Here is a 21,588-nt window from a genome sequence, read left to right on the forward strand (position 1 = left end):
CTGACCGAACACGTCGGCGGTTTGCCAGACTTGTCCGTCGTTCAACTCGACGGCCGTGCCACCGTTCCGAACGTTTCCAATTCAAAAGCAGGCGAATTTCGCGCGGCCGGGCCTTTCGGGTTCGAACAGCGCCAGCATCCCGGCCTCGGTCCTACGTCATCGAGAATGGGGCATACGGCGAAAGGAGTCCGGGTGATCTTGGCGAGCCCAAACTCATCGATTTCCCGGTCCGCAACAAAGCCCAGGATCAACCCTTCGTGCCGGCAACGTCGGCCCGGGTGACGGCAACCGTAATGTGGACAGCCGCGCAGAGGGAGGAAAGCGCCGTCGATCTAGGGGGCAGCGGCCCATAAGCGACGCTGATCGGCATGCTTTCGGCCACCTCGATGTTCAATGTCTTGATCGGCAGCCTGTTCGTCGCGAGCATCATTCCGATGTCGACATCAAGGCACTTACACAATTTAGGGGGTTCGCTCGGATCTTAAGATTTTCCGTCGAGCGATGAAAGTGCTGTGCCTCGGTGACGCCTTCGCTCAGCAACCACTCGGCGCCCAATCTTCGGATCACAAACGTTGCCGCATATTGCTCTCCGAACGCCTCCCGGAACGGCCCGATCGCGCGGGATCTGTTGGATCGGGCTATCCGGGAGGCGTTAATGGACTGACACCGAGATCAGGCGGCTTTCTTGTTCGCCGAGCCGATGCCGATTTTGGACAGGAGCTGGTCCATCTTGGTTCTTCGGCGCCTGGTTGAGCAGCCCCAGTTCCCCGGCCCAGGTCTTCAGCGTGCCGTAGCGGGCAATCTCGTAGTGCTCGACCGCCTGGGCGGCGGCGACCAGGCCAGCATCGATCGCAGGGCTGCCCTCGAACTCCTCGATGATGCCAAGCATGGCGTCGCAGGTCTTGCCACTGGGGGCCTTGCCGAGAATCTCGAAAACCTCGGTGAGCCGCTCGATATGGGTTTCGGTTTCGTCGCGATGGGTTTCGAACGCTTTCTTGACCTCAGGTGAATTCGCTGCGCGCCATCTTGGGCAGTGCCTACAGGATCTGCTTTTCTGCGTAGTAGATGTCCTTGAGCGTATCGAGAAAAAGGTTCAGGACCGGGAAGCGCTGGTTTCTCCACTCGCACAGGGCCATGCTTCAGCGCCGGCGAACTTTCATACGCCTCAGCGGCCTGGCCAGCCGGGAGAGGAGGCTCAGCGGCGGCCGGGGCCCAATCCGCGGTCGAGGAATGCAACGGGACCGCATGCTCCCTTCCAGCTGGATGATGGCGATGGCTTAGCTGCCGAGATGCACCGAACTCGCGATTGCTTTGTCTGAAGGAGACGAGCGATGGCCGCGCACGGCCTGGTCAACGGCCCCTCGGCGAGAACTGCATCCACCTGTGCGTAGATATGCAGCGGCTCTTTGGCCCGGGATATCCATGGGCCTTTCCTTGGCTCGAAAGGGTTCTGCCATCGATCGAGCTGATAACCCGCTCGCACCCCGAACGTACGCCGTTCACTCGCTTCATACCGGCTCCGCGGCCGGGAGACGGTATCGGTTCGTGGCGCCGGCATTAAGAACGTTGGGCGGAGGTAACCCTTGACAATCTCGGTCTCGATGCTGTTCGCCTTCACGCGGTACTTGAGCGCTTCGTCTCGCCCGCCATCGTCCTAGACAAGAGGGTTTATTCTCCCTGGACAGCGGCCCTGGATCGGTTCGTCTCCGAGAAGCACGTATCATCATCCGGCGGCGAGACCGACGTTTGCGTCCTGGCAACCGTCCTGGGTGCCATCGATCGAGGCCTTCGCGTTGTTCTCGTGACCGATGCGCTTTGTAGTTCTGCCGATTCCACCCATGACGCCTTGATGGAACTCTACCTCAACCGCTTCAGCGAGCAGATCGAAGCCAGTACCACGGCGGAGGGTGGTGGCACAGTGGCGGTGAAATGATTCAGCGGGGAAGTGGAGCATCAATGTGCTCGTCGCCCGATACCCCGACCACTTGGCGAACCAGCATGCCGACTTCCAGTGTGTAGGACGTTGTCGAAATGCCCGGGAGTTCCGCCAGACTGACGTAGTGGCTGCCGTCGTCGTCTTGGCACTGTTCCCGGTAGAGTTCGCGCCGGACGGTTGAGCCTTCCGCGCCGGACCTCTGCTTGCGCGGGCTGGCCCCGATCAGTGGAAGACAGCCATCGATGCGGCCGCCGCCGCCATAACGATGGTCGCTCCCCAACCAAAAATGCGGACCGTACCGTTCGTAACGAAGCGGCCCATGTTATCGCGCTGCGAACCAACCCACATCATCGCTGCCATCACGGGGACCGCAACGAAGCCGTTCACGACGGCGCTCCAAAACAACGCCTTCATCGGATCGATCGGCGTAAAGCCGAGACCCACGCCGAGGAGGGTGGCTGCTGCTATGACCGAGTAGAAGCCGACGGCTTCCCAAGGCTTGTTTTCCAGGCCGCATTTCCAGCCCTGCGCTTCACCGAATGCATACGCGACCGAGCCTGCGAGTACCGGCAATGAGAGCAAGCCCGTGCCGATGATGCCGAGGCTGAAGAGCTCGAAGGCGAAATCACCGGCGATCGGCCGAAGCGCTTCTGCCGCGTCGGCCGCGCTTCCGATCTCGGTCTTCCCGCTGGCATGCAGCGTCGCCGCCGTGCTGATGATGATGGCGATCGCGACGAGGTTCGACACCGCCATCCCGACAAATGTGTCCAGACGGATCCGTTGAAACTGACGATCCGCTTGCTCAGGTGCTTTCTTCAGGGGCTTGTCCTCATCCTTGCGGTCGATCTCCTCGACCTCCTGGCTGCTTTGCCAGAACAGGAGGTAGGGGCTGATGGTCGTGCCGAAGATCGCGACCACCATCGTCACGGTGTCTCCGGACAGCGTCAGCTTGGGCATGACGAAGCCTGCCCCGACCGCGGGCCAGTCGATCTTCACGATAAAGATCACGGCGACGTAGGCGAGCAGCACCAGCGTCAGCCATTTGAGGTAATTGGCGTAGGTCTCGTAGGAAATGAAGAGCTGCAATGTGAGCGAAATGCTGGCCAGCACGACGGTGTAAAGCGCGCTCGGGCCGCCAATGGCGAGCGAGCCGGCCGCACCCATGGCGGCCAAGTTCGCGCCGATGTTGATGGTGTTAGCGATGAAAAGCAGGCCGACCAGGCCGAGCACCGCCCATTTCGGCATGACCTTCTTGAGGTTCTGCGCCAGGCCGCAGCCGGTGACGCGACCTATCTGGGCGCTAACGAGCTGCACGGCAGACATCAGGGGATAGGTCAACGCCATCGTCCAGAGCATGTTGTAGCCGAACTGCGCTCCGGCTTGCGAATAGGTCGCGATCCCCGAGGGGTCATCGTCGGCCGCACCGGTTATGAGTCCGGGCCCGAGCTGCTTGAAGACAGCAGCGCCTCGCCATCCTTTCCATGAAATCGACCGCTTCGCGGGAGGCGGGGACGGCATTTCGGAGAGACTGGTCATGGCGTTGTTCCCGGAGAGCGCGGGAACAACAGCCTGCTGCCGGCTTCGTTCCGCCGCACAATGCGCTCGGGAACAGAAACGACGGCCCAGCGGTTCGAGAGGCATCCTGCGGCCTAGGCCGCGTCCAGTTAGGGGGCTTCTCCAATGAGAAAGCAGCTGATCATACTCACCATCCTGGCGGCGACGGCGCCGTTCGGCGCGTATGCCCAGACCTCGACCACCTCGCCCATGCCGGCACCGAAGGCGGATGCCGACAAGAATGCGCCGCTGCCGGGAGCCAACAGCTTCACCGAAGGCCAGGCCAAGAGCCGCCTCGAGGCGAATGGCTACACCAACATCAGCGAACTCAAGAAGGACGACAACGGCGTCTGGAAGGGCAGCGCGACCCATAGCGGCGCCACGGTCAGTGTCTCGGTCGACTATCGCGGCAATATCACCCGCAACTAATCATAGGAGAAACGAATCATGACCCAGACCCTGACCCGTTCCTATGACAGCTACGAGGCCGCTCGCGCCGTCGTCGGCCAGCTCGAAGCCGCCGGTGTGAACTCCTCAGACATCAGCCTCATCGGCCGCCATCAAAAGGCCGACGATAGCAATGCTGGCGAAGGCGCAGGCATCGGTGCCGTGCTGGGTGGCGCCGCAGGCCTGCTTGCAGGTATCGGGCTGCTCGCCATTCCCGGCATCGGGCCGGTGGTCGCGGCTGGYTGGCTGGCGTCTACCGCTGCGGGCGCGGCCGTCGGCGGCGCCGCCGGCGGCATCGTCGGCGCACTGACGAGCGCCGGCCACAGCGAAGAGGAAGCGAACTATTACGCCGAGACCGTCCGCCGCGGCGGATCGGTCGTGTCTGTTCGCGCCGCCGAGGAACAGGTGCCTGCGATTGAGGCGATTCTAGATGGTGCCACGCCGATCAATCGTGATGAGCGCCTAGCCGAGTATCGCGCTGGCGGCTGGAGCCGCTTCGACGAGACCGCAGATCCCTATCAGCGTCCCGTGATCTGAAAACGGTGCACAGTAGAACGTCAGGCAGGTCGGCTATCCGCCGGCCTGCATCGCTTCGGTTCTCTTGTCCAGGTTGTCATTTTGGGGAACCAGGGCCGGGCCGCTGCGATTGGAGGAGTGACTTCCTCAGGATTCTTCCCATGCCTATGTACCGTTTCATCACGAATAGCGGTGGATCGCACTTCGTCGATTTGGATCTTCCGGACGACAAGGCTGCTCGGCAGGAAGCTCGGACGGCGTTCGCTGAAGCTGCCCACGATGCGCTGACCGAAACCGACAATTGCGAAATAACGATGTTGGTCCAGGCGGGTGAGCGCCCCGTCTATCGCGGTCGGATTTCATTCGAATCCGCAGACGTCACAGATTCGGCCCGTACCCGATCAGGAACGTGACGGTGCTTCTCGTGAGCACCCAGCGTACATGTGCCCGATCGGGTTCATGCCGCGGGAAAGGGGCCGACCCTGATCCCGAATGTGTTCACTATGGGGCGGCCGATCTGCGTTGGAACCCCGCTCCTCCTGACGGGTTGAGTTTGTCTCACCGACGAGGCTCTCATGGCAAAAAGTACGAAGTCGACCCCGGCGGACGGTCGCAACGGGGCCGCTCAGCTGCCCTCGGTCATTGTCACAAGCTACAATCTGGAAGCCCGTGACGAGGACGGCTTCGTCGGAGACAAGGCAAGGCGCGGAGCGATCTTTGAGCATCTCGAGGAGTTACGAGCGGCATTCCGGGAGACCGGCGAGGACCCGATCGATAAGCCGAGTGATGAGCTAAAGAAGAAGGATCTCGACGCGATCCTGGCGGGCGACGATGCCGAGGCGGCAGCGCTGGTTCACAGTGCGATCGAGAAGTACGCGGAGGCCCTGGCATCGGTCGTCCGTCGCTTCTGTCGCTTCAAGGCTTGGTCGGCAGTTGAGCGCATCGTCGTAGGGGGAGGCTTTCGCCAGAGCCGCGTCGGCGAGCTGGCCATAGGACGGGCCGGGATCATCCTGCGCACGGAGCAGCATCCGGTTGAGTTGGTGCCGATCCGTCACGACCCGGATGAGGCGGGTCTACTGGGCAATGCTCATATCGCTCCAAAATGGATGTTCGAGGCCTTCGACAGCCTGGTGGCGGTCGACATCGGAGGATCGAACATTCGGGCCGGGATCGTCGAGCTTCGACAGACGAAGGCGATAGATCTCAGCAAAGCGAAGGTTGCGACCTTTGAGTTGTGGCGGCACGCCGACGACACGACCAATCGCGACGAGGCGGTCGAGCGCCTTGGCGAGATGATTAGAAGTCAAATCGAGGCCGCGGAGAAAGCAGCCCTCAAGGTCGCACCCTTTATCGGCATTGGGTGTCCCGGCATCATCCAGCCCGACGGCAGCATCGACCGCGGGGCGCAGAACTTGCCAGGCAACTGGGAAAGCAGTCGTTTCAACCTAATCGACAGCGTTCGCGAAACGGTGCCGACCATTGGCGAGCACGAAACGATGGTCACCATGCATAACGACGCGGTCATTCAAGGCCTGAGCGAAATGCCATTCATGCAGGACGTCAAAAACTGGGGCGTAGTCACGATCGGAACGGGGCTGGGGAACGCCAGCTACGAGAACCGCGCCAAATCCTCAAAACGGAGCTGAAGGCTCGGGGATGTCGCACCCGCGAATCCTAGGAGGATTTCCGAGGGTCGAGCGGCTTTCCGCGCCCTCGGGGTGCTCGCTTGAACGAAGTGAACCGCTCTAAGTTCCAACGCCGTTCGCTCGGTATGGTCAACGATCACGGGTCGATGTACATATCGAAATGTTCTTATTTCGTTCCCGTGAGTTATGACAAAGCGATCTGGCAGTGCCGATCTTCCCCTACATTACGGGCGTGTGCCGCTCTGGCTCGGCGAGCGCATGGCCCGGCTGGGTAGTGTGATCTGTGAAGCCATCATCCAGCAATACGGGCGCGATGAGCTACTGCAGCGACTGGCGCATCCCTTCTGGTTCCAGTCATTCGGCGCGATCATGGGCATGGATTGGCACTCGTCCGGCATTACGACCAGCGTCATCGGGGCGTTGAAACGGGGTCTTAAGCCGCCAGCTGGTGAGTTGGGGCTGCATGTCTGCGGCGGGCGAGGGAATCATTCCCGTCGGACACCCGCCGAGCTCGAACAGATTGGCGCGAAGGTAGGGTTCGACGGGACAGCCTTGGCGCAGGCAAGCCGGCTCGTCGCCAAGGTCGACAGCGCAGCGGTGCAGGACGGCTTCGACCTTTATCTGCACGGATTCTTCGTGGCCGATGACGGCCATTGGACAGTCGTGCAGCAGGGCATGAACGGCGACGGCGGTCTGGCGCGGAGGTATCATTGGCATTCCGAGGGCCTTGGCAGCTTCGTCGAAACACCGCATTCCGCAATAGAGGGGCGCAGCGCCGGCAACATCGTCAACCTGACCGATGCGCGCGCTGACTGCGCCCGCGAAGCGCAGGTCACGATGCTGCGCGATCAGGGACCGGACAGGATCGTCAGGGAATTGGCGGCGCTGCAGCCGGCGCGCGCCATCCCTGATCAAAACGCCCCGCAGCTGTTCCTCCCGCATCTCGTGATGCCCGCCCACCACGATGTCAGGCCCGAGGACATCGTGACACGACGCCTCCATGGGGCATTGGCTGCCGCGGCAGATCGGGGGCCAGAAGACTTTTCCGAGCTGCTGCTTGTACCCGGCATCGGCGCGCGCACGGTGCGGTCCCTGGCGATGGTCGCGGAAGTACTGCATGGCGCGCCCTGCCGTTTCAGTGATCCAGCGCGCTTCTCTCTCGCCCATGGCGGCAAGGACCGGCAGCCCTTCGCTGTGCCGACAAAGGTCTACGACCAGACCATCGCTGTCCTGCGCTCGGCCGTCGATCGGGCGAAGCTCGGCCAGGACGATCGCCTTGCCGCCATTGCGCGGCTGGACGGTGAGAGCCGTCGGCTAGAGCGTAGTACGACCGGGCCGACGCTCGTCGAATATGTCGCTGAGGAGCGCCGCCGATCTGCGGAATACGGCGGCCGGAGTGTCTTTGGCTGGGAAACGCCCGGGACTGCACAAGGCGAAAACGTCAGAGCAATGCGTCGGCAGCTCTAGGCCAAGGGCTCCCCGCCCTTATCATTTGCCTTCGTGGGATACATTTCACGCGTCGGGTCAAGGGAACAGCCACCGCTGCAGCTTGTTGCGCTGAGGCGGGGAGCTAGATGGCGACACATTCGGGATCACGGAAAGTCATCTATGCAGCGCTGGCAGGAAATCTGCTGATCGCGACGACGAAATTCGTCGCGGCAGCCTGGACCGGCAGCTCGGCGATGCTGTCGGAGGGCGTTCACTCCCTGGTCGATACCGGCAATGGCGCACTCTTGCTCTACGGCCTCAACCGGGCCGCGCGGCCGCCCGATCTCACGCATCCCTTCGGCCACGGCCGCGAGCTCTATTTTTGGAGCTTCGTTGTTGCGCTCCTAGTCTTCGCGGTCGGGGCCGGCGTATCGCTCTACGAGGGAGTGGCCCATGTTATCGCCCCGCATCCGGCGACGAACCTGACCGCGAACTATCTCGTGCTCGTTTTCTCGGCCCTGTTCGAAGGCTATTCCTGGCGGGTTGCGTTGAAGGAATTCAAGATCGCCAAGGGCTCGCTGAGCTACTTCGCCGCGGTCCGACAAAGCAAGGATCCGAGCGTCTTCACGGTGCTGTTCGAAGATACCGCAGCCTTGCTCGGCTTGTTCATCGCCTTCATCGGCATCACGGCAGCGGCCTATTTCGAGCGACCCGAGCTCGACGGCGTGGCGTCGATCTTGATCGGCGTCATTCTGGCGATGACGGCAATGCTTCTGGCGCGCGAGAGTAAGGCGCTGCTGATCGGGGAAGCGGCTTTGCCCCACGTCCAGGAAGAGATCAGGGCGGCGGTCGACGGAGATCCAGATGTCGAGCGTGTCAACGGCATGACGACAGTCCATCTGGGCCCAGATCAGATCGTCGTGGCGCTGAGCCTTGAATTCAAGGACGATCGATCGACCGTTGACATCGAGGATTGCGTGGAGCGCATCGAAGCGAGGCTCAGGAAGCGCCGCTCCGACATCGTCTCGGTATTTGTGAAGCCGCAGACTTCCACCACGTGGCGAAAGCGGCGCGCCAAGCTGGTCGAGTAAAAATTTAGATCGCCGACGGCGGTGCTACCATAGGCAGCGCGGGTTGCCTCAATACCCCGGATAGGAATGCCGCTTCAGCAGTCCAGCGAGGTGGGCCGCATTCCGAGCGAGCATCCGGTTTGTCATGGCGGTCGTTTCTGAAATCTCGTCGAGATCGATGAAATTCATGCTGCCCCTGGCTTCGCCGACCCAATATGTCGGCCCGCCGGCCGCGATGGTGAACCCGACATCAAACAATGCCTGAGCGATTTCAGCGGAGACGTGATGGGCTCCATCCTCGTTGCCCACGACGGCGACGGCAGCGACCTTGCCATAGGCACCACGGGATCCCGAATCTGGAATGTTTCACGCAGGTCACGCGACGTTCCCCCTCCGCGATCCGAAAAGCACGATCGATCAGGTGAGGCACTTGGGCATCGCTCGCGGGGCCGCACAACCGAAGGTTCAGTAGCGATAGGAGCGCCGCAATCGACACACCGGAATCCTTCCGCATCCACGATGACGGTTCCGATACGTGTGTTGGAACCTCGGTGCCCAATGCTCCGTTGCCGTTCGGAGAGGTCGAGCCAGGAGACCAAGCGATGCTGTTCGTTGAGCAAATCAAGGAAGGCCAGGGGGTGATTGGATCCGATGGAGAGCATGTCGGAACCGTCGACGCCCTTAGCGGCCAGCTCATCAAGCTGAAGAAGAATGATCCGGGGTCGGGCGGAGCCCACCACTATCTCGACCTGGCGCTCGTCGTTGCCCTCGAGCACGATACGATCAAGCTGATCGTCCCGGCGGCGGAAGCCAAGGAGAGATGGTCTGAGGCGACCGAGTAATGGACCGACGCCATTTTGTTGCTGGAGTCGGCGCGACCATCGTCGCTGGGCCAGCCCAGGTGAGCGTCGCGGTTGACCGCTTTGGCCCAAGTGCCTCTGGAGGCACCGTCATTCTCCTTTATGGCTCAGACGGCCTGACGAATAGCGGCCGATATGAGTTTGCCGCAAACATGATCGCGGGGGCCGGCTACAACGTCCTGCTCCCGCGGTACTTCGAGGCCACCGGCGATCGGCCCGCTACGGTGAAATCAAGAGCAAGTTCCCGGTGTGGCTGGAAGCGATCGAGTCAATCACCGGCGATCACCAGGCCCGTCTCGCCGTTGTCGGCTTCTCGCTGGGCGGTGCATTGGTCCTGGCTCTGGCGGCACGCGATCGCAGGGTTAAAGCTGTCGTCGACTTCTTCGGATTCCTGCCGCCGGGCTTGGAGCGAGCCTCGCAGCCCCCTACGCTCATCCTGCATGGGGAAGCGGACCGAGTGGTGCCTGTGTCTAACCGCCGGGGCCATCGAGAGATTGGTCAAAAGCAGCGGGGGAACGGTTCAACGCCAATGGACATGGTTTCTCACTGGTGAGTTGGATGCAATATTGAGGACACACGCGTTCCTGCGCGAGAACCTTTGACGATTGCCGGTTTCGCGTGTGGGAGAGCCGTCGGTGAAGATCGCAACCTACAATGTGAACGGCATCAACGGTCGGTTGTCCGTTCTTCTCCAGTGGCTCAAGCAGGACCGCCCCGACGTCGTGTGCCTGCAAGAGCTTAAATGCTCAGACGATCGCTTTCCCGAGCACGAATTGCAGCAAGCCGGCTACGCGGCGGTTTGGCACGGCCAGAAGAGCTGGAATGGTGTAGCTATCCTCGCGAAGGGGTCATCCCCGGTTCTCACGCGCCGGGGGCTACCGGGAGATCCTGATGACAGCCATAGCCGGTACATCGAGGCGGCGGTCAACGGGGTACTGATCGGGTGTCTCTATCTCCCCAACGGGAATCCTTCCCCCGGCCCCAAGTTCGAATATAAACTGCGCTGGTTTGGGCGACTGCATGCCTACGCCCAGGAGCTGCTCTCCCTGGAGGTACCGGTCGCGCTCGTAGGCGATTTTAATGTCATGCCGACGGAGCTCGATGTTTACGCACCCGGGCGATGGCGAGATGACGCGCTCTTTCGACCCCAGGTGAGGACGGCATATACTAAGCTCCTCGAACAGGGTTGGACGGACGCCGTCAGGCACCTTCATCCGAGAGAGCGCATCTACACGTTCTGGAAGTACTGGCGGAACTCGTTCGAACGCGACGCAGGGCTGCGGATTGACCATCTCCTGCTAAGCCCTGCTTTGGCTGCAACACTCAAGCGTGCCGAGGTTCGACGGTCGCCGCGCGGCTGGGAACATACTAGCGACCATGCCCCGGTCATGATCGAACTTGGATGACATGCTGGCCGAGCAGCGAGCCCATCTGCGTTAGGAAGCCGGATCGACCGTGTCGGCCACCGCCTCCTTTTTAGCCTGAGGCAGCAGCGTCATCATCAGGATGAACGCCGACAGCACAAAGCATATGCTGTTCGTGACGATAAGTGGCCATTCGCCCAGACCGATTCCATATGCCGTCCAGAGAGCGAAGCCAGTCACAGTCAGGCTATATGTCACGGTAGAGATTGCCCCCGTGTCGCGTGTCCGGACAATACGCCAAGCCTGCGGGACAAAGCTGATGGTAGAACACAGCGCTGCGAGGGTGCCGGCCACGGCGATCCAATTCACGTCGAAAACCTACCTCTACAGTCGCCGAACATTCGCCCGGACCTTTCGTCGATAGCCGCAAGCAATTCCAACAGCACCAGTTCCGGTAGCGGCCTTCAACACGGCATTCTGTGCGGCGCAGGTCTTTTCCGACTGATCTCGCGCTGGCAGCACGACCACCTGAGGCGATCTTCATGCTCCGGAACCAGATGGCCTGCTGCGCCTCGAATGCCAGCATCGACATTTCCAGAAACAACTTAAACATCGGCAGCCTCTTCAGGTGAGGGCTTCCGAGGCCGCCGCATTCCCTTCCGCGCTTGGCTTGTGCGAGATTTTGCGCCCTGCCCGGCCGCCGACCGGGCCGGGCGTTCCGGCTGCTCTTCCTCCGCCACCCTCGCCCGCGTCTCCTGACTCATGCGATACCAGGCGTAGCCAATCGCGCCCGCGAGGATCAGGGGCGTGGGAAGCCGTGTCGCCAGTAGCGTTATCGGAACCGCAAGGCGCTCGGGGATTTCGCCCCTTCCCACCTTCCCGGCAACCCAGGCACCAGCCAGGCTGAAGACCGCTGCCCGGATCATTTCTCCTCCTCCGCGGCGCCCGGTGTCGTGGGCACCTGCTGGGCCACAGGGTCGCTCGCGGGAAAGGTGTCTTTGAGGGCCTGTTCGAGCTTCTGATCGGAGGTGAGCGCCCGCTCTGCTTTCTTTTGAGACTTTTGCTCCTGCCGGAGACTCTCGACTGCCGGGCTCTGTGGATCTGCCATGGGTGCCTACGTCAACTGTCAGTGCGAAGGTTGAACGCTGCTAAGCCTGTACCGTTCCTTCCCGGAGAAGATCTCGGTCCGCGACCTTGTGGGAACCAGAGCAGCGCTTATCTCTCTGTCCGCGCAGCGCCACATGGTGCCTGCTTGCTCTCCGGTTGGATGCCTCGCCGGATGTAGATAGATGTCGGTGGCGAGCTGTATGCCGTTTCGCATCGTGCCCGTCCCAGTGCAGCCGGGGCTCACCGGTCGAAACCCCCGCATTCGTGCTGTCAGACTCCGGCCGGATCGGTTGGCGGATCCGAGGCGGCCGCCAGCAGGCGCGATGCTTCGGTAAGGCTGTGGGTCAAGTGATTTAGCGCACGCACCGCATCGACTTCCGCAAACCGGGCCTCGTCTCCAGCCGCGCAGGAAGCAAGTCGCCGGAGCGGATCGAGAACCGGCCAGGATGACAGCGAAAGCGCGGCATCGTGTACGAAGCGATTCCCCCGGGTGTAGTCGAGCGGAACGATAATGCGGCTGAGCCGCATGACCGCGCGATCATGCACCGAAGCGTCGAGCGCCAGGATATCGAAGCCCGCGAGATCCAGGGCCAGAGCTCTCGCATTGCCGATGGCCTTGCGGAGATGCGGCGGGATCTCAGGGCGATCCCCGAAGCGATCCAGTTCGCCGGCGAGATCGGCCAGCTGGTTGGTATAGTCGATCGGCAGCCGCTCTCGCGTCAGGAGGTCCAGCACGACGCGCAGCACGATCCGCGCGTCCCGTACCAGCAGATCGGGATCCACCTTGTCGAGCTGGTCGTGTTCGGTATGCCACCACCAGCCGAGATCGTTGCGCATTTTCAGCGCGCCCGGCTCCTGCAGGCTGAGGCTCCCGAAAACGGAGGGGATGCCGATTCCCGGGAAAGAATCGTCGGCCGAGCGCGCCTTGCGGCGCCCGGCCAGCTTTTGCCCGGTCTCCTCCGCGATAGCGGCCTCTGCGATGCCAAAAAGCCCACCGGCCGCTCCCGTCCGGGTCAGATCTTTCGCTCCGATTCCTCCGGGGCTGTCGAGATTCACATGGGCCGCGCAGCGTGCGTCGAGCTCCGCCCAATGATTGTCGGCATACCAGGCCGATCCGGAATAGCGCCCCTGGGAATGCCCGGACCAGAAGCAGATACGAATGCCCCGGCGCCAAGCCTCCCGATGCTCCAGGCACAGCCGCAGGACCTCAAGCATCACGATATTCGCGGAGCCGTTGTCCATCACGCCCTTGAACCAAGTATCGACATGGCATGAGAGCAGGATGAAAGGTCCTGGCGGATCCTCGGCTAGCGGCAGATCGCCGACGAGAAGCGGGGTTTTGCGCCAGCCGGTATCCACCTCCGCATGAAGCGTGACCTCCACCGCAGCATCCTGCAGAGCTTTCCGGAGGGCTTCGCCATCCGCATTTCCGATCGTCAGCACGACGACACTCGGCAGGGCTGAACGCGTATCGATCGACGGATTGCCCCAGATCGGCGAGATGCACATCTCGTGCAGCAGATGGTGGGGGCTGATCTGCACAACGCCCGCCGCACCCGCCTGCGAGGCCAGCAGGGCTATACCGGGGCTTGCGATCCCATCGACCAGAACGATCCGCCCGCGGACATCCCGTTCGGCAAAGGCTGCACGCGAGCCGTCGCCGAGATCGATGAGCGCCCCCACCAGCCCATCGCCCGGCGAAGGCAGCGACATCGAATGCGTGATTGCCGGTATCGTTCGTCCATCGACGACGAGCCGGGCCGGCCCGGGAATGCTGATATAGGCGTCATGCTGGATGAGCTCGGTTCGCAGGCCGAGCCCGTCCAGCTGCTCCTTGATCCACGAAAAGCTGGCCGCCTCCCCGGCTGTTCCGGCCAGTTTCGACCACTGAGCCAGGGTTCCAAGCCCAGACATCATGCGGGCCGCAGACACCGCGCCGACAAGCGCCGGTTCCGGGCCACCTTCGGCTTGCATTGCTATGGCCATGGCGATGGCATCCTTGTCTCTTGCATCTGCGTGAAAGGGGCCGACACGTTCAGCCGGCGCTTCGAGAGGCCGCGAGCAGCGCCGAAAGCTCACGCGCCGCGCTGCGAACGGTCTCGACGAGGGTGGGAAGGAGGCTCTCGCTCACCCGGCCTGTCGGCGCACCGATATGGATCGTCGCGATGATCTTGCCGTCGGGACCCATCACCGGCGCGGAGATCGAGATCAGGTCGGGGCTAACCTCGCCATGGCTGACATAGAAGCCCTGGCCGCGAACATGCGCGAGCACCTGCCGAAGCCGATCGGGATCGACGCAGGTCCGGTCCGTGAACGCCTTCAGCGGCTCACTGAGCAGCGCCTCCCGAAAGGCCTCGTCCTGAAAGGCGAGAAGGACGACGCCCGAGCCGGCATGCATGGGCCTGCTTCCGCCTATGCCCGCCAGCACCTTCACTGCTCGCTCCGGTTCCCAACCTGCCACACAGAGGCTGTTGCGGCCGTCGCGAACGCGAAGCTGGACCGTTTCGCCCGTGCCGCTGCCGAGCTTCGCGATGATCGGCCCGGCAATCCTCGCGATATCGATCTGCCGCTCCGCCGCATTGCCGATCGCCAGCGCGGCCAGCCCCAGCCGATAAGTGCGCCGCTCGGGTGTCGAGCTGATGAAATTGCTGGCCTCGAGGCTGCACAGCAGCCGGTACACCCTCGCCTTGCTCTGCCCTGAACGCCGCGTGATCTCAGAGAGGCCGAGATCGGGCGTTTCCGCAATGAGCTGCAGAACGCCGAGCGCGGCGTCGACGGCATCGACCCGGTACTTCTCGATCTCTTTGGGCGGGGACGCACTCATCGTTGGCGCTCTCCTTCTGCTCGGCCCCCAAGATGGCGGGGCCGCCCTCTTGTGAAGTTCGCCACTACCACAATGTCGTTTGGTTCGCTAGATGAACCATCGGTTCAATAATTTGACATCGACGCAAGTCCGACGCAAGCTCCTCCGAAATCGACCTTTGGCAGCGCTCCTCCAACAACGGCTGCGTCATCGAGATCGCAGGGAACGAAAAACCGATGGCTTCAGACGCGAAAGTCCGCTTCGGCCGGATCCGCTGGCCCGGTGACGCCAGGGCCGTCGTCTGCGTCACGATCCATGTCGATGGCCCCGCCGTCGAAGCCGGCCGCGGCCAGAACGCGCTCGGCATCCACGGCCGCGGCAGTTACGCGCTGCGGCGCGGCATCCACCGCTATCTGGAGATGCTCGACCGTCACGACGTGAAAGCGACCTTCTTCTGCTGCGGCTATGACGCCGAGCACTGGCCGGAGCCCTTTTTCGATATCAGCAAAGCAGGCCACGAAATCGCAGCCCATGGCTATCAGCATGAAGGCTTCGACCTCGGCGAGAGGGAGCCGGAGCTGCTCGAAAAGACCCATCGGATTCTCGAAGGCTTCGGTGCGGCGCCGGTCGGCTGGTGCTCGCCATCCGGGCGCAAGAGCCGGCTGACGCTGCCGACCCTGCGGCGCCTCGGCTATATCTACGACGCGAGCGAGAAGGACGAGGACATCCCCTACCTGCTGGAGGATGGCTTCATGATCCTGCCGAACAACACCGTCTCTCTCGACGATTTCCCGATGTATTTCACGGGCGGCGCCTCGGCAGCGGAGGTGGAGCGCAACTTCGTGCAGGAGTTCGACGCCGCGCTCGATCGCGACGGCTATGTCCACCTCACCGTGCATCCCCGAGCGGGTGGCGGCTCGGGCACCCCGGCGCGGGCGGCGGCGGTCGACCGTTTCCTGGCTCACGCGAGGGCGACGCCCGGCATCCGCTTCATGACCTGCCGCGAACTCGCGGAATACTGCCTGAGCGAGCCCTCCCGCTGGCAGGAGACACGGGCATGACCGGCTCCCTTCTCATCACCGTGAACGTGCACGGCATTGGCCCGGAGGCCGCAAGCACTCCGGAAGCGGAGCTGTTCGGCCGTGATGCCCATGGCCGCTACACCTATCGCATCGGCCTTGCCCGCCTGCTCGACGCCCTGCGCGAAGGCGGGCTTCCAGCGACGTTCTTCTGGCCGGCGACGGAAGCTGAAAAGCTGCCTCACCTCGTCGAGCGCTGCCTGCGGGACGGCCACGAGATTGCCAATCACGGCCGAGCATTCGAAGACCACCCCGCGCTCGGCCGCGAGGCGGAAGCCGCAGCCATCGGCGAAGCGCACGAGACGTTGCTTCGCCTGAGCGGAGCGTCGCCGCGCGGCTTTCGATCTCCGACGGGTACCCTGTCCCCGGATACGATCCCGATCCTTCAGAGCCTCGGCTATCTCTACGATTCCAGTTTCCTCGACGACGACTGTCCCTACGCATTGGGCGGGCATGGCGGCGATGGCATGGTCGAGTTGCCGATCTCGGAGGGGCTGACCGACGCCACGCATTTCCGCCGGCGTGTCACCCAGGACCGGGCCGAGGAACTGATGAGCGAGGAGCTCTCGGCTCTGCTCGCGGTCGACAGCTACGCCTGCCTCACCTTCCATCCCCGCGCCGACATTGGCGTCGGGCGCGCCGCGCGCCTGCCCTTGGTCCAGCGCCTCGTCGGGCTGGCCGAGGCGCGGGGAGCCGAGCCCCTGCTCTGCGCCGAAGTGGCGGAGCGCTTTCGAACAGCCGGCATCGCGCCGACATCTGACACGACCGGAGATTGAGATGCGTGCTCTTGCAGCCCTCGCCCTCGGATTGACCGCGTTTGCGGCGGCCGGAAGTCCTGCCTCGGCCCAGACTCTGCGGACGATGCTCACATCCGATATCCGGGGTGTGATGCCCGGCCGCAGCCCCGACACAGCAACGGGCAGCGTCCTTCAGAACATCTACGAGGGCCTGGTCGCATGGCGCGCCGACGGAAGCGTCGCTCCCATGCTGGCCGAGAAGATCGACACCTCCGCCGATGGCAAGACCTATGTCTTCACCCTCCGCGACGGCATCAAGTTTCACAACGGCGCGCCTTTGACCGCGAAGGAGGTGGTCTGGACCTGGGAGCACTTCCTCGATCCCAAATCCGCGTGGCCCTGTCGCGGCGCCTTCAATGGCACGAACGCGACGAAGATCGAGTCGGTCAAGGCGCTCGACGATCGCCGGGTGGAATTCCAGCTCGCTGAGCGGAGCGGCTCCTTCCTCAGCGCCATGGCCCGCGGCGATTGCGATTCCGCCGGCATCGCCCATCCCGATGCGGTCGATGCCAACGGCAACTGGGTCGCGGCGATCGGCACCGGCCCCTTCAAGATGACCGACTGGCGCAAGGGCCAATTCATCGAGCTCACGAGGTTCGCAGACTATAGATCGCGGACGGAACCTTCGGACGGGCTTTCCGGCGCGAAGGAAGCGAAAGTCGAGAAGGTTAGGATCAATCTCGTCCCGGACGCCCAGGTCGCCAAGCTCGGCATCCTGCAGGGCCAGCTCGATCTTTGGACCGACGTCGATGCAGCCTCAATCAATGATTTCGCCAACGATAAGAACGTCACGGTCGTCACGACGCCGGTCGCCGGCATCTACACGATCCCGCTGCAATCTCGCGATCCGGTGCTGGCCGATCCGCGCATCCGCCAGGCGATCAGCCATGCGATCGATCGCGCGAGCCTCGCCAAGGCAGTGCTGGACGATGACAGCATCGCCTCTCCGTCGCTGATCCCGCTGACGAGTAAATTCTACGGCAAGGTCCAGCGCAGCGGCGCAGAATACGACCCCGACAAGGCGCGCGCCCTGATCAAGGCCTCCGGCTACAAGGGCGAGCGGATTGCTCTGATCACCAGCAAGGCATCTCCTGTGATGGGCGATACAGCGATCTACCTCCAGTCCATGCTGCAGGCCGTCGGCCTCAATGTCGATGTCGAAATACTGGAATTCGCTACGCAGTTCGAGCGCTTCTACAGCGGGCGCTACCAGATGATGGTCTGGAATCTCACACCCTATCTCGATCCGCTCTTCATCGTCGAGCGCTTCACCGGCGACAAGGCGCGCCAGGCCGACAAGGTCTGGGACAGCCCCGCCTCGAAGGAGCTCCTCAAGAAGCTCGTTCTTGCCGATGACGGCCAGGACAAGCAGGCGCTCTACGATGAGCTGCATCGCCTGCAGATGGCGGAAGCGCCGCTCGTCGTATGGGGCACGCGCGCCACGACGGTCGCCTTCCGGAAGAACGTCACCGGCTTCCAGTCCTGGCCCGGCCAGAAGCCGCGCTACTGGAATGTTTCGGTCGCTCCCTGACCTCCGCTGCCCGGAGCGATCGCCATGCCGTCGCTCCGCAAATCCCACTTTTCATGACGGCCGAGGGCCAGATGACGCTTGCGATACTCACTGATCCGAAAGCTGCCGGCATCTCCGCGGTGAGGTTGCAGGCGACGGTGGCCACCCTGTCCGCGCTCGGCCGAAAGCTGCCGGGATCGGACAGCGCCGCAACCGCCTGTCGCTTCATATGCGAACAGTTGACGTCCTGCGGCGTTGCCAATCAGATCCTCGAACTCGACGCCTTCATCAGTTGGCCCGTCAAGGCGTCTCTCGCTGTCAATGGCACTGTGCTGCCGGCCAATGGCTCCGCCTTCACGGCCTCTGCCGACAAGCTGAGCGGCCGCGTCACCCGCTCTTTGGAATCGGCCGACCTGAACGGCGCCTTTCTGGTGATCGATGGACTACCGCGCTACGACTCCTGCATCAGTGCGCAGAAGGCCGGCGCGCTCGGCGTCATCGCCATCTCGCATGGGCCGCAGCGCCATTACGTACAGGCTTCGCCGCTGTGGGGCGCGCCGACAGGCCCGGCCGATCTCGCCCTGCTGCCGAGCGTGCCCGCGATACAGGTTTCGCGCGACGCCGCCGCCGTTCTGGCGCAAGCCATCGCAAGCGGCTCGCAGATCACCATGACCAGCGAAATCCGCACGGAATGGCGTGCCGCCCAGCAGCCCGTCGGCGAGATCGAGGGGCGGGAGCCGGGCTATGTCCTGCTCGGCGCGCATTACTGCACATGGGGGGACGGTGCGACCGACAACACGGCCGGCGTCGCCCTACTGATCGAGCTCGCGCGGCTGCTCAAGCAGCAGCCCAAGCCCCGCTACGGCATCAAGTTCGCCTTCTGGACCGGGCACGAACAGGGCGGCTACGCCGGCTCATCCTGGTATGCCGACGCATTTCGTGCCTCGCTCTACCGGGACGCCATCGCCTATCTCAATGTCGATATTGTCGGCAGCCGCGGCGGCACCACCAAGGCCCTGCGGAACACGACCGCTGAATTGGTCGACTACGTCAGGCAGGTGCTTGACGGAACGGTCGGCAAGCAGACGCAAGAGGAAGAGGATTTCGTCGACCGCTCGGTCAAGCGGCTCGATCCCTATATCGATCCCCGGCGCTCGGCACGTAACTCCGACCAGAGCTTCAGCGGAATCGGGCTCGCCACGGCTCAGGTTAGCGCCTTCCTCCCGGCTGCCAGCCCGGAACATCTACACGGCAGCGGCCTGGCCTGGTGGTGGCACACAGATCAGGACACGATCGAGCATATGGACGCCGCAGTCCTGGCCGTCGACACGCTAATTTATCGAAACCTCGTCGCGGGATTGATCGACGCCCGCGCCCTGCCCTTCAAGCCCGCAGCCATGGCGGGCGACGTGCTCGCAGGCCTGCGCGTCTATCGTGACGCCGCCCCGGCGCTCGACGATATCGCGCGCCTGACCTGCCTTGCCGAGAGACTTGCCGATGCGCTCGCCGGCTGGGCGCCGACCGCATCCGACGACCGGCTCCTTCTGCGCCTCGGCCGCCATCTCAACCCGGTTCTTTATCACGCGCGCAGCGCCTTCGAGTTCGACCTCGGCCGGGCCAGCAGGATCCTGCCCGGGCTGGCGGCGGCTCTGACGCTCAATCGCCTCGATGCCGATGCCACCCGGATGGCGGGGGTGCACTTGCGCCAGCGCGCCAACCGCATCGCGCATGGTCTTTCGCAAGCCATCGAGCTGGTCGAGGCCGCGCGCAACGGCACGCCCTGACCCAGTCCGGCTTTCGACCAATCGCTGCGGCTTTCACAGCCGCACAATCCAACAGGGGATCACCATGGACCGTCGCAGCTTCATCAAAGCCGGCGCCGCCGCCGCACTCGCCGGCATCAGTGCTCCGGCTCTTTCGCAATCAGCCCGGCAGAAAGTGCTTCGGTTCGTGCCTTATACGGACCTGACGATTTTCGACCCGATGTGGTCGACGGTCGATATCACCCGCGACTACGGCTACATGATCTACGATACGCTGTTCGGGCTGGATGCGAATTTCCAGCCGCAGCCGCAGCTTGCCGAAGGCCTGCTCTGGGGCGATGACGGGCGTAGCTGCACCATCACGCTGCGAAGCAACATCACCTTCCATGACGGCGAGCCGATCCGCGCCCGCGATTGCGTCGCCAGCCTGAAGCGCTGGTCGCAGGCCGCGCCGATGGGCGCGACGCTGTTCGCGCTGACGGACGAACTCGTCGCGGTCGACGACCGGACGCTGCGCTTCCGCCTCAAGCGCCCCTTCCCGATCCTGCCCGCCGTACTGGGGCAACTCAGCGCTCCCGTGCCTCTCATCATGCCCGAGCGGGTCGCCCAGACAGATGTGAAGACGCAGATCACCGATCGGACCGGCTCGGGCCCGTTCAAGTTCAAGGCCGACGAGTTCCAGCTTGGCAATCTTGCGGTGTTCGAGAAGTTCCAGGGCTATCAGCCTACGCCCAGCACCGCGCGCGGCCTGACGGCAGGCCCGAAGATGGTCCATTTCGATCGTGTCGAATGGCGCCGCATTCCCGACGCCGCAACGGCCGCCGCGGCGCTCCAGACTGGTGATGTCGATTGGATCGGCGGACCGACGTCAGAAACGGTCGAGCTGCTGGCCGGCTTCAAGGATATCGACCTGCCGCGCCTCGAGGACATCCCCTCGATGGCGATGATGCGGATCAATGCCCTGCATGCCCCGTTCAACAACAAGAAGATTCGCCAAGCATTGCTCCCCGCAATCGACCAGGCGGAGTTCTGCATGTCCGTCGCCGGCACCAACCCGCAGAACTTCGCGACCGGCAGCGGGTTCTTCCCACCCGGCACGGCGCTCGCCAGCGATGCCGGCCTCGACCCGCTGAAAGGTCCCCGCAGCATCGAGAAGGCCCGGCAGCTCCTGAAGGAGGCTGGCTATGCCAACGAGCGGGTTCGCCTGCTTGGCGCCGCTGACAGCCCGGCTTCGACCACGCCGCTGGCCCAGGTCGCGGCGGACATGCTCGGCAAGCTCGGCCTGAATCTGGATATCGCGCTTCTCGACAATGCTTCCGTCGCCCAGCGCCGCCGCTCCGAAGAGCCGATCGACAAGGGCGGCTGGTCGTTGAGCTGCTGGCTCTTCCCCGGCACCTGGTTCGTTGATCCCGGCACCAACATCATGCTGCGCGGCAATGGGCGCAACGCCTGGTTCGGCTGGCCGACCGTTCCGAAGCTCGAAGAACTCCGCGACGCCTGGCTCAACTCGCCATCCGTCGACGACCGCAAGCGCATCGCGCAGGAGATGCAGGTCGTCGGGATGGATGAGCTCCCGGCCCTTCCGCTCGGCGCCATCTACCGCCAGACCGCGCTCAAAAAACACCTGGTCGATCGTGTGCCGACTGCGACGGTGTTCTGGAACATCCGTCGTGGCTGATTTCGCCCTCCCTGCGGCATGAGGAGACCG

The 21,588-nt window shown here is 63.4% G+C and carries 20 protein-coding genes and 3 pseudogenes; 15 read left to right on the top strand and 8 right to left on the bottom strand.

Translation table 11 applies throughout. The features are described 5' to 3' along the window. Positions 1 to 247: 247 nt before the first annotated feature. The gene (locus tag AC1DDA_RS24590) at positions 248 to 460 is read right to left on the bottom strand and encodes a hypothetical protein (protein WP_476797776.1); all 213 of its coding nucleotides are present in this window, start codon (positions 458 to 460) and stop codon (positions 248 to 250) included. A gap of 192 nt (positions 461 to 652) precedes the next feature. Then, positions 653 to 1,136 (bottom strand): annotated as a pseudogene (locus AC1DDA_RS24595) (YciE/YciF ferroxidase family protein). Between the two features lie 554 nt (positions 1,137 to 1,690). On the opposite strand from AC1DDA_RS24595, the gene AC1DDA_RS24600 reads away from it, so the two are divergent. Continuing rightward, entirely contained in the window at positions 1,691 to 1,933 is a 243-nt protein-coding gene (locus AC1DDA_RS24600; RefSeq protein ID WP_476797793.1) for a cysteine hydrolase family protein, read from the top strand. Positions 1,934 to 2,158: 225 nt separating this feature from the next. Here the strand turns inward: AC1DDA_RS24600 and AC1DDA_RS24605 are convergent, their stop codons facing one another. Then, entirely contained in the window at positions 2,159 to 3,472 is a 1,314-nt protein-coding gene (locus AC1DDA_RS24605; protein ID WP_441514162.1) for an Nramp family divalent metal transporter, read from the bottom strand. A 144-nt stretch (positions 3,473 to 3,616) separates the two neighbouring features. Here AC1DDA_RS24605 and AC1DDA_RS24610 point away from each other — a divergent pair, with 144 nt between their 5' ends. The 6 genes from AC1DDA_RS24610 (at position 3,617) to AC1DDA_RS24635 (ending at position 8,618) form a co-directional block, all read left to right on the top strand. Then, on the top strand, positions 3,617 to 3,919 hold the full coding sequence (locus tag AC1DDA_RS24610; protein WP_441514161.1) for a PepSY domain-containing protein: 303 nt from the start codon (positions 3,617 to 3,619) through the stop codon (positions 3,917 to 3,919). An 18-nt stretch (positions 3,920 to 3,937) separates the two neighbouring features. Continuing rightward, positions 3,938 to 4,474, top strand: coding sequence for a hypothetical protein (locus AC1DDA_RS24615; RefSeq protein ID WP_441514160.1), 537 nt, complete (start codon positions 3,938 to 3,940; stop codon positions 4,472 to 4,474). Between the two features lie 140 nt (positions 4,475 to 4,614). Then, a complete protein-coding gene (locus tag AC1DDA_RS24620) occupies positions 4,615 to 4,866 on the top strand; it encodes a DUF6894 family protein (protein WP_441514159.1) in 252 nt (83 codons plus the stop codon). Between the two features lie 162 nt (positions 4,867 to 5,028). After that, positions 5,029 to 6,099: an ROK family protein gene (locus AC1DDA_RS24625; protein ID WP_441514158.1), complete on the top strand. Its 1,071-nt coding sequence runs from the start codon at positions 5,029 to 5,031 to the stop codon at positions 6,097 to 6,099. A 186-nt stretch (positions 6,100 to 6,285) separates the two neighbouring features. After that, the gene (locus tag AC1DDA_RS24630; RefSeq protein WP_441514157.1) at positions 6,286 to 7,566 is read left to right on the top strand and encodes a DUF763 domain-containing protein; all 1,281 of its coding nucleotides are present in this window, start codon (positions 6,286 to 6,288) and stop codon (positions 7,564 to 7,566) included. Between the two features lie 107 nt (positions 7,567 to 7,673). Further along, positions 7,674 to 8,618 (top strand): cation diffusion facilitator family transporter, encoded by a 945-nt coding sequence (locus AC1DDA_RS24635; RefSeq protein ID WP_441514156.1) that lies wholly within the window; start codon positions 7,674 to 7,676, stop codon positions 8,616 to 8,618. A 48-nt stretch (positions 8,619 to 8,666) separates the two neighbouring features. Here the strand turns inward: AC1DDA_RS24635 and AC1DDA_RS24640 are convergent. Further along, a pseudogene (locus AC1DDA_RS24640) lies at positions 8,667 to 8,954 on the bottom strand (flavodoxin family protein); the annotation flags it as partial. Between the two features lie 245 nt (positions 8,955 to 9,199). On the opposite strand from AC1DDA_RS24640, the gene AC1DDA_RS24645 reads away from it, so the two are divergent. The 3 genes and pseudogenes from AC1DDA_RS24645 to xth all read left to right on the top strand — a co-directional run bounded on the left by AC1DDA_RS24645 (position 9,200) and on the right by xth (position 10,863). Continuing rightward, on the top strand, positions 9,200 to 9,439 hold the full coding sequence (locus AC1DDA_RS24645) for a DUF2171 domain-containing protein (RefSeq protein ID WP_441514155.1): 240 nt from the start codon (positions 9,200 to 9,202) through the stop codon (positions 9,437 to 9,439). A 238-nt stretch (positions 9,440 to 9,677) separates the two neighbouring features. Continuing rightward, positions 9,678 to 10,010 (top strand): annotated as a pseudogene (locus AC1DDA_RS24650) (dienelactone hydrolase family protein); the annotation flags it as partial. Positions 10,011 to 10,092: 82 nt separating this feature from the next. Then, the gene (gene xth / locus AC1DDA_RS24655; protein ID WP_441514154.1) at positions 10,093 to 10,863 is read left to right on the top strand and encodes an exodeoxyribonuclease III; all 771 of its coding nucleotides are present in this window, start codon (positions 10,093 to 10,095) and stop codon (positions 10,861 to 10,863) included. 30 nt (positions 10,864 to 10,893) lie between these two features. On the opposite strand, the gene AC1DDA_RS24660 is transcribed toward xth, so the two are convergent. The 4 genes from AC1DDA_RS24660 to AC1DDA_RS24675 form a co-directional block, all read right to left on the bottom strand. Then, the gene (locus AC1DDA_RS24660) at positions 10,894 to 11,190 is read right to left on the bottom strand and encodes a SemiSWEET family sugar transporter (RefSeq protein ID WP_441514153.1); all 297 of its coding nucleotides are present in this window, start codon (positions 11,188 to 11,190) and stop codon (positions 10,894 to 10,896) included. A gap of 553 nt (positions 11,191 to 11,743) precedes the next feature. Continuing rightward, entirely contained in the window at positions 11,744 to 11,929 is a 186-nt protein-coding gene (locus tag AC1DDA_RS24665) for a hypothetical protein (protein ID WP_476797777.1), read from the bottom strand. Between the two features lie 269 nt (positions 11,930 to 12,198). Next, positions 12,199 to 13,914, bottom strand: a complete 1,716-nt coding sequence (locus tag AC1DDA_RS24670) for a M28 family peptidase (protein ID WP_441514152.1) — start codon at positions 13,912 to 13,914, stop codon at positions 12,199 to 12,201. 49 nt (positions 13,915 to 13,963) lie between these two features. Beyond that, complete coding sequence (locus tag AC1DDA_RS24675) at positions 13,964 to 14,752, bottom strand: IclR family transcriptional regulator (protein ID WP_441514151.1); 789 nt, start codon at positions 14,750 to 14,752, stop codon at positions 13,964 to 13,966. Positions 14,753 to 14,967: 215 nt separating this feature from the next. Between AC1DDA_RS24675 and AC1DDA_RS24680 the strand changes: the two genes are divergently transcribed. From AC1DDA_RS24680 to AC1DDA_RS24700, 5 genes are all read left to right on the top strand, one after another. Next, positions 14,968 to 15,792: a polysaccharide deacetylase family protein gene (locus AC1DDA_RS24680; protein ID WP_441514150.1), complete on the top strand. Its 825-nt coding sequence runs from the start codon at positions 14,968 to 14,970 to the stop codon at positions 15,790 to 15,792. Then, complete coding sequence (locus tag AC1DDA_RS24685; protein WP_441514149.1) at positions 15,789 to 16,586, top strand: polysaccharide deacetylase family protein; 798 nt, start codon at positions 15,789 to 15,791, stop codon at positions 16,584 to 16,586. The genes AC1DDA_RS24680 and AC1DDA_RS24685 overlap by 4 nt, the downstream gene beginning before the upstream one ends. 1 nt (position 16,587) lies before the next feature. Beyond that, positions 16,588 to 18,138: an ABC transporter substrate-binding protein gene (locus AC1DDA_RS24690; RefSeq protein ID WP_441514148.1), complete on the top strand. Its 1,551-nt coding sequence runs from the start codon at positions 16,588 to 16,590 to the stop codon at positions 18,136 to 18,138. A gap of 71 nt (positions 18,139 to 18,209) precedes the next feature. After that, positions 18,210 to 19,901, top strand: a complete 1,692-nt coding sequence (locus AC1DDA_RS24695; RefSeq protein ID WP_441514147.1) for a M20/M25/M40 family metallo-hydrolase — start codon at positions 18,210 to 18,212, stop codon at positions 19,899 to 19,901. Between the two features lie 64 nt (positions 19,902 to 19,965). Next, complete coding sequence (locus AC1DDA_RS24700) at positions 19,966 to 21,558, top strand: ABC transporter substrate-binding protein (protein WP_441514146.1); 1,593 nt, start codon at positions 19,966 to 19,968, stop codon at positions 21,556 to 21,558. Positions 21,559 to 21,588 lie beyond the last annotated feature (30 nt).

Source organism: Allobosea sp. 10N428, from assembly GCF_056394545.1.

Excerpts from the sequence above, each read along its gene's own strand:
- AC1DDA_RS24605 (WP_441514162.1), bottom strand. The coding sequence starts at position 3,472 with ATGACCAGTCTCTCCGAAATGCCGTCCCCGCCTCCCGCGAAGCGGTCG.
- AC1DDA_RS24610 (WP_441514161.1), top strand. The coding sequence starts at position 3,617 with ATGAGAAAGCAGCTGATCATACTCACCATCCTGGCGGCGACGGCGCCG.
- AC1DDA_RS24620 (WP_441514159.1), top strand. The coding sequence starts at position 4,615 with ATGCCTATGTACCGTTTCATCACGAATAGCGGTGGATCGCACTTCGTC.
- AC1DDA_RS24625 (WP_441514158.1), top strand. The coding sequence starts at position 5,029 with ATGGCAAAAAGTACGAAGTCGACCCCGGCGGACGGTCGCAACGGGGCC.
- AC1DDA_RS24630 (WP_441514157.1), top strand. The coding sequence starts at position 6,286 with ATGACAAAGCGATCTGGCAGTGCCGATCTTCCCCTACATTACGGGCGT.
- AC1DDA_RS24635 (WP_441514156.1), top strand. The coding sequence starts at position 7,674 with ATGGCGACACATTCGGGATCACGGAAAGTCATCTATGCAGCGCTGGCA.
- AC1DDA_RS24645 (WP_441514155.1), top strand. The coding sequence starts at position 9,200 with ATGCTGTTCGTTGAGCAAATCAAGGAAGGCCAGGGGGTGATTGGATCC.
- AC1DDA_RS24665 (WP_476797777.1), bottom strand. The coding sequence starts at position 11,929 with ATGGCAGATCCACAGAGCCCGGCAGTCGAGAGTCTCCGGCAGGAGCAA.
- AC1DDA_RS24670 (WP_441514152.1), bottom strand. The coding sequence starts at position 13,914 with ATGGCCATAGCAATGCAAGCCGAAGGTGGCCCGGAACCGGCGCTTGTC.
- AC1DDA_RS24675 (WP_441514151.1), bottom strand. The coding sequence starts at position 14,752 with ATGAGTGCGTCCCCGCCCAAAGAGATCGAGAAGTACCGGGTCGATGCC.
- AC1DDA_RS24680 (WP_441514150.1), top strand. The coding sequence starts at position 14,968 with ATGGCTTCAGACGCGAAAGTCCGCTTCGGCCGGATCCGCTGGCCCGGT.
- AC1DDA_RS24685 (WP_441514149.1), top strand. The coding sequence starts at position 15,789 with ATGACCGGCTCCCTTCTCATCACCGTGAACGTGCACGGCATTGGCCCG.
- AC1DDA_RS24690 (WP_441514148.1), top strand. The coding sequence starts at position 16,588 with ATGCGTGCTCTTGCAGCCCTCGCCCTCGGATTGACCGCGTTTGCGGCG.
- AC1DDA_RS24695 (WP_441514147.1), top strand. The coding sequence starts at position 18,210 with ATGACGCTTGCGATACTCACTGATCCGAAAGCTGCCGGCATCTCCGCG.
- AC1DDA_RS24700 (WP_441514146.1), top strand. The coding sequence starts at position 19,966 with ATGGACCGTCGCAGCTTCATCAAAGCCGGCGCCGCCGCCGCACTCGCC.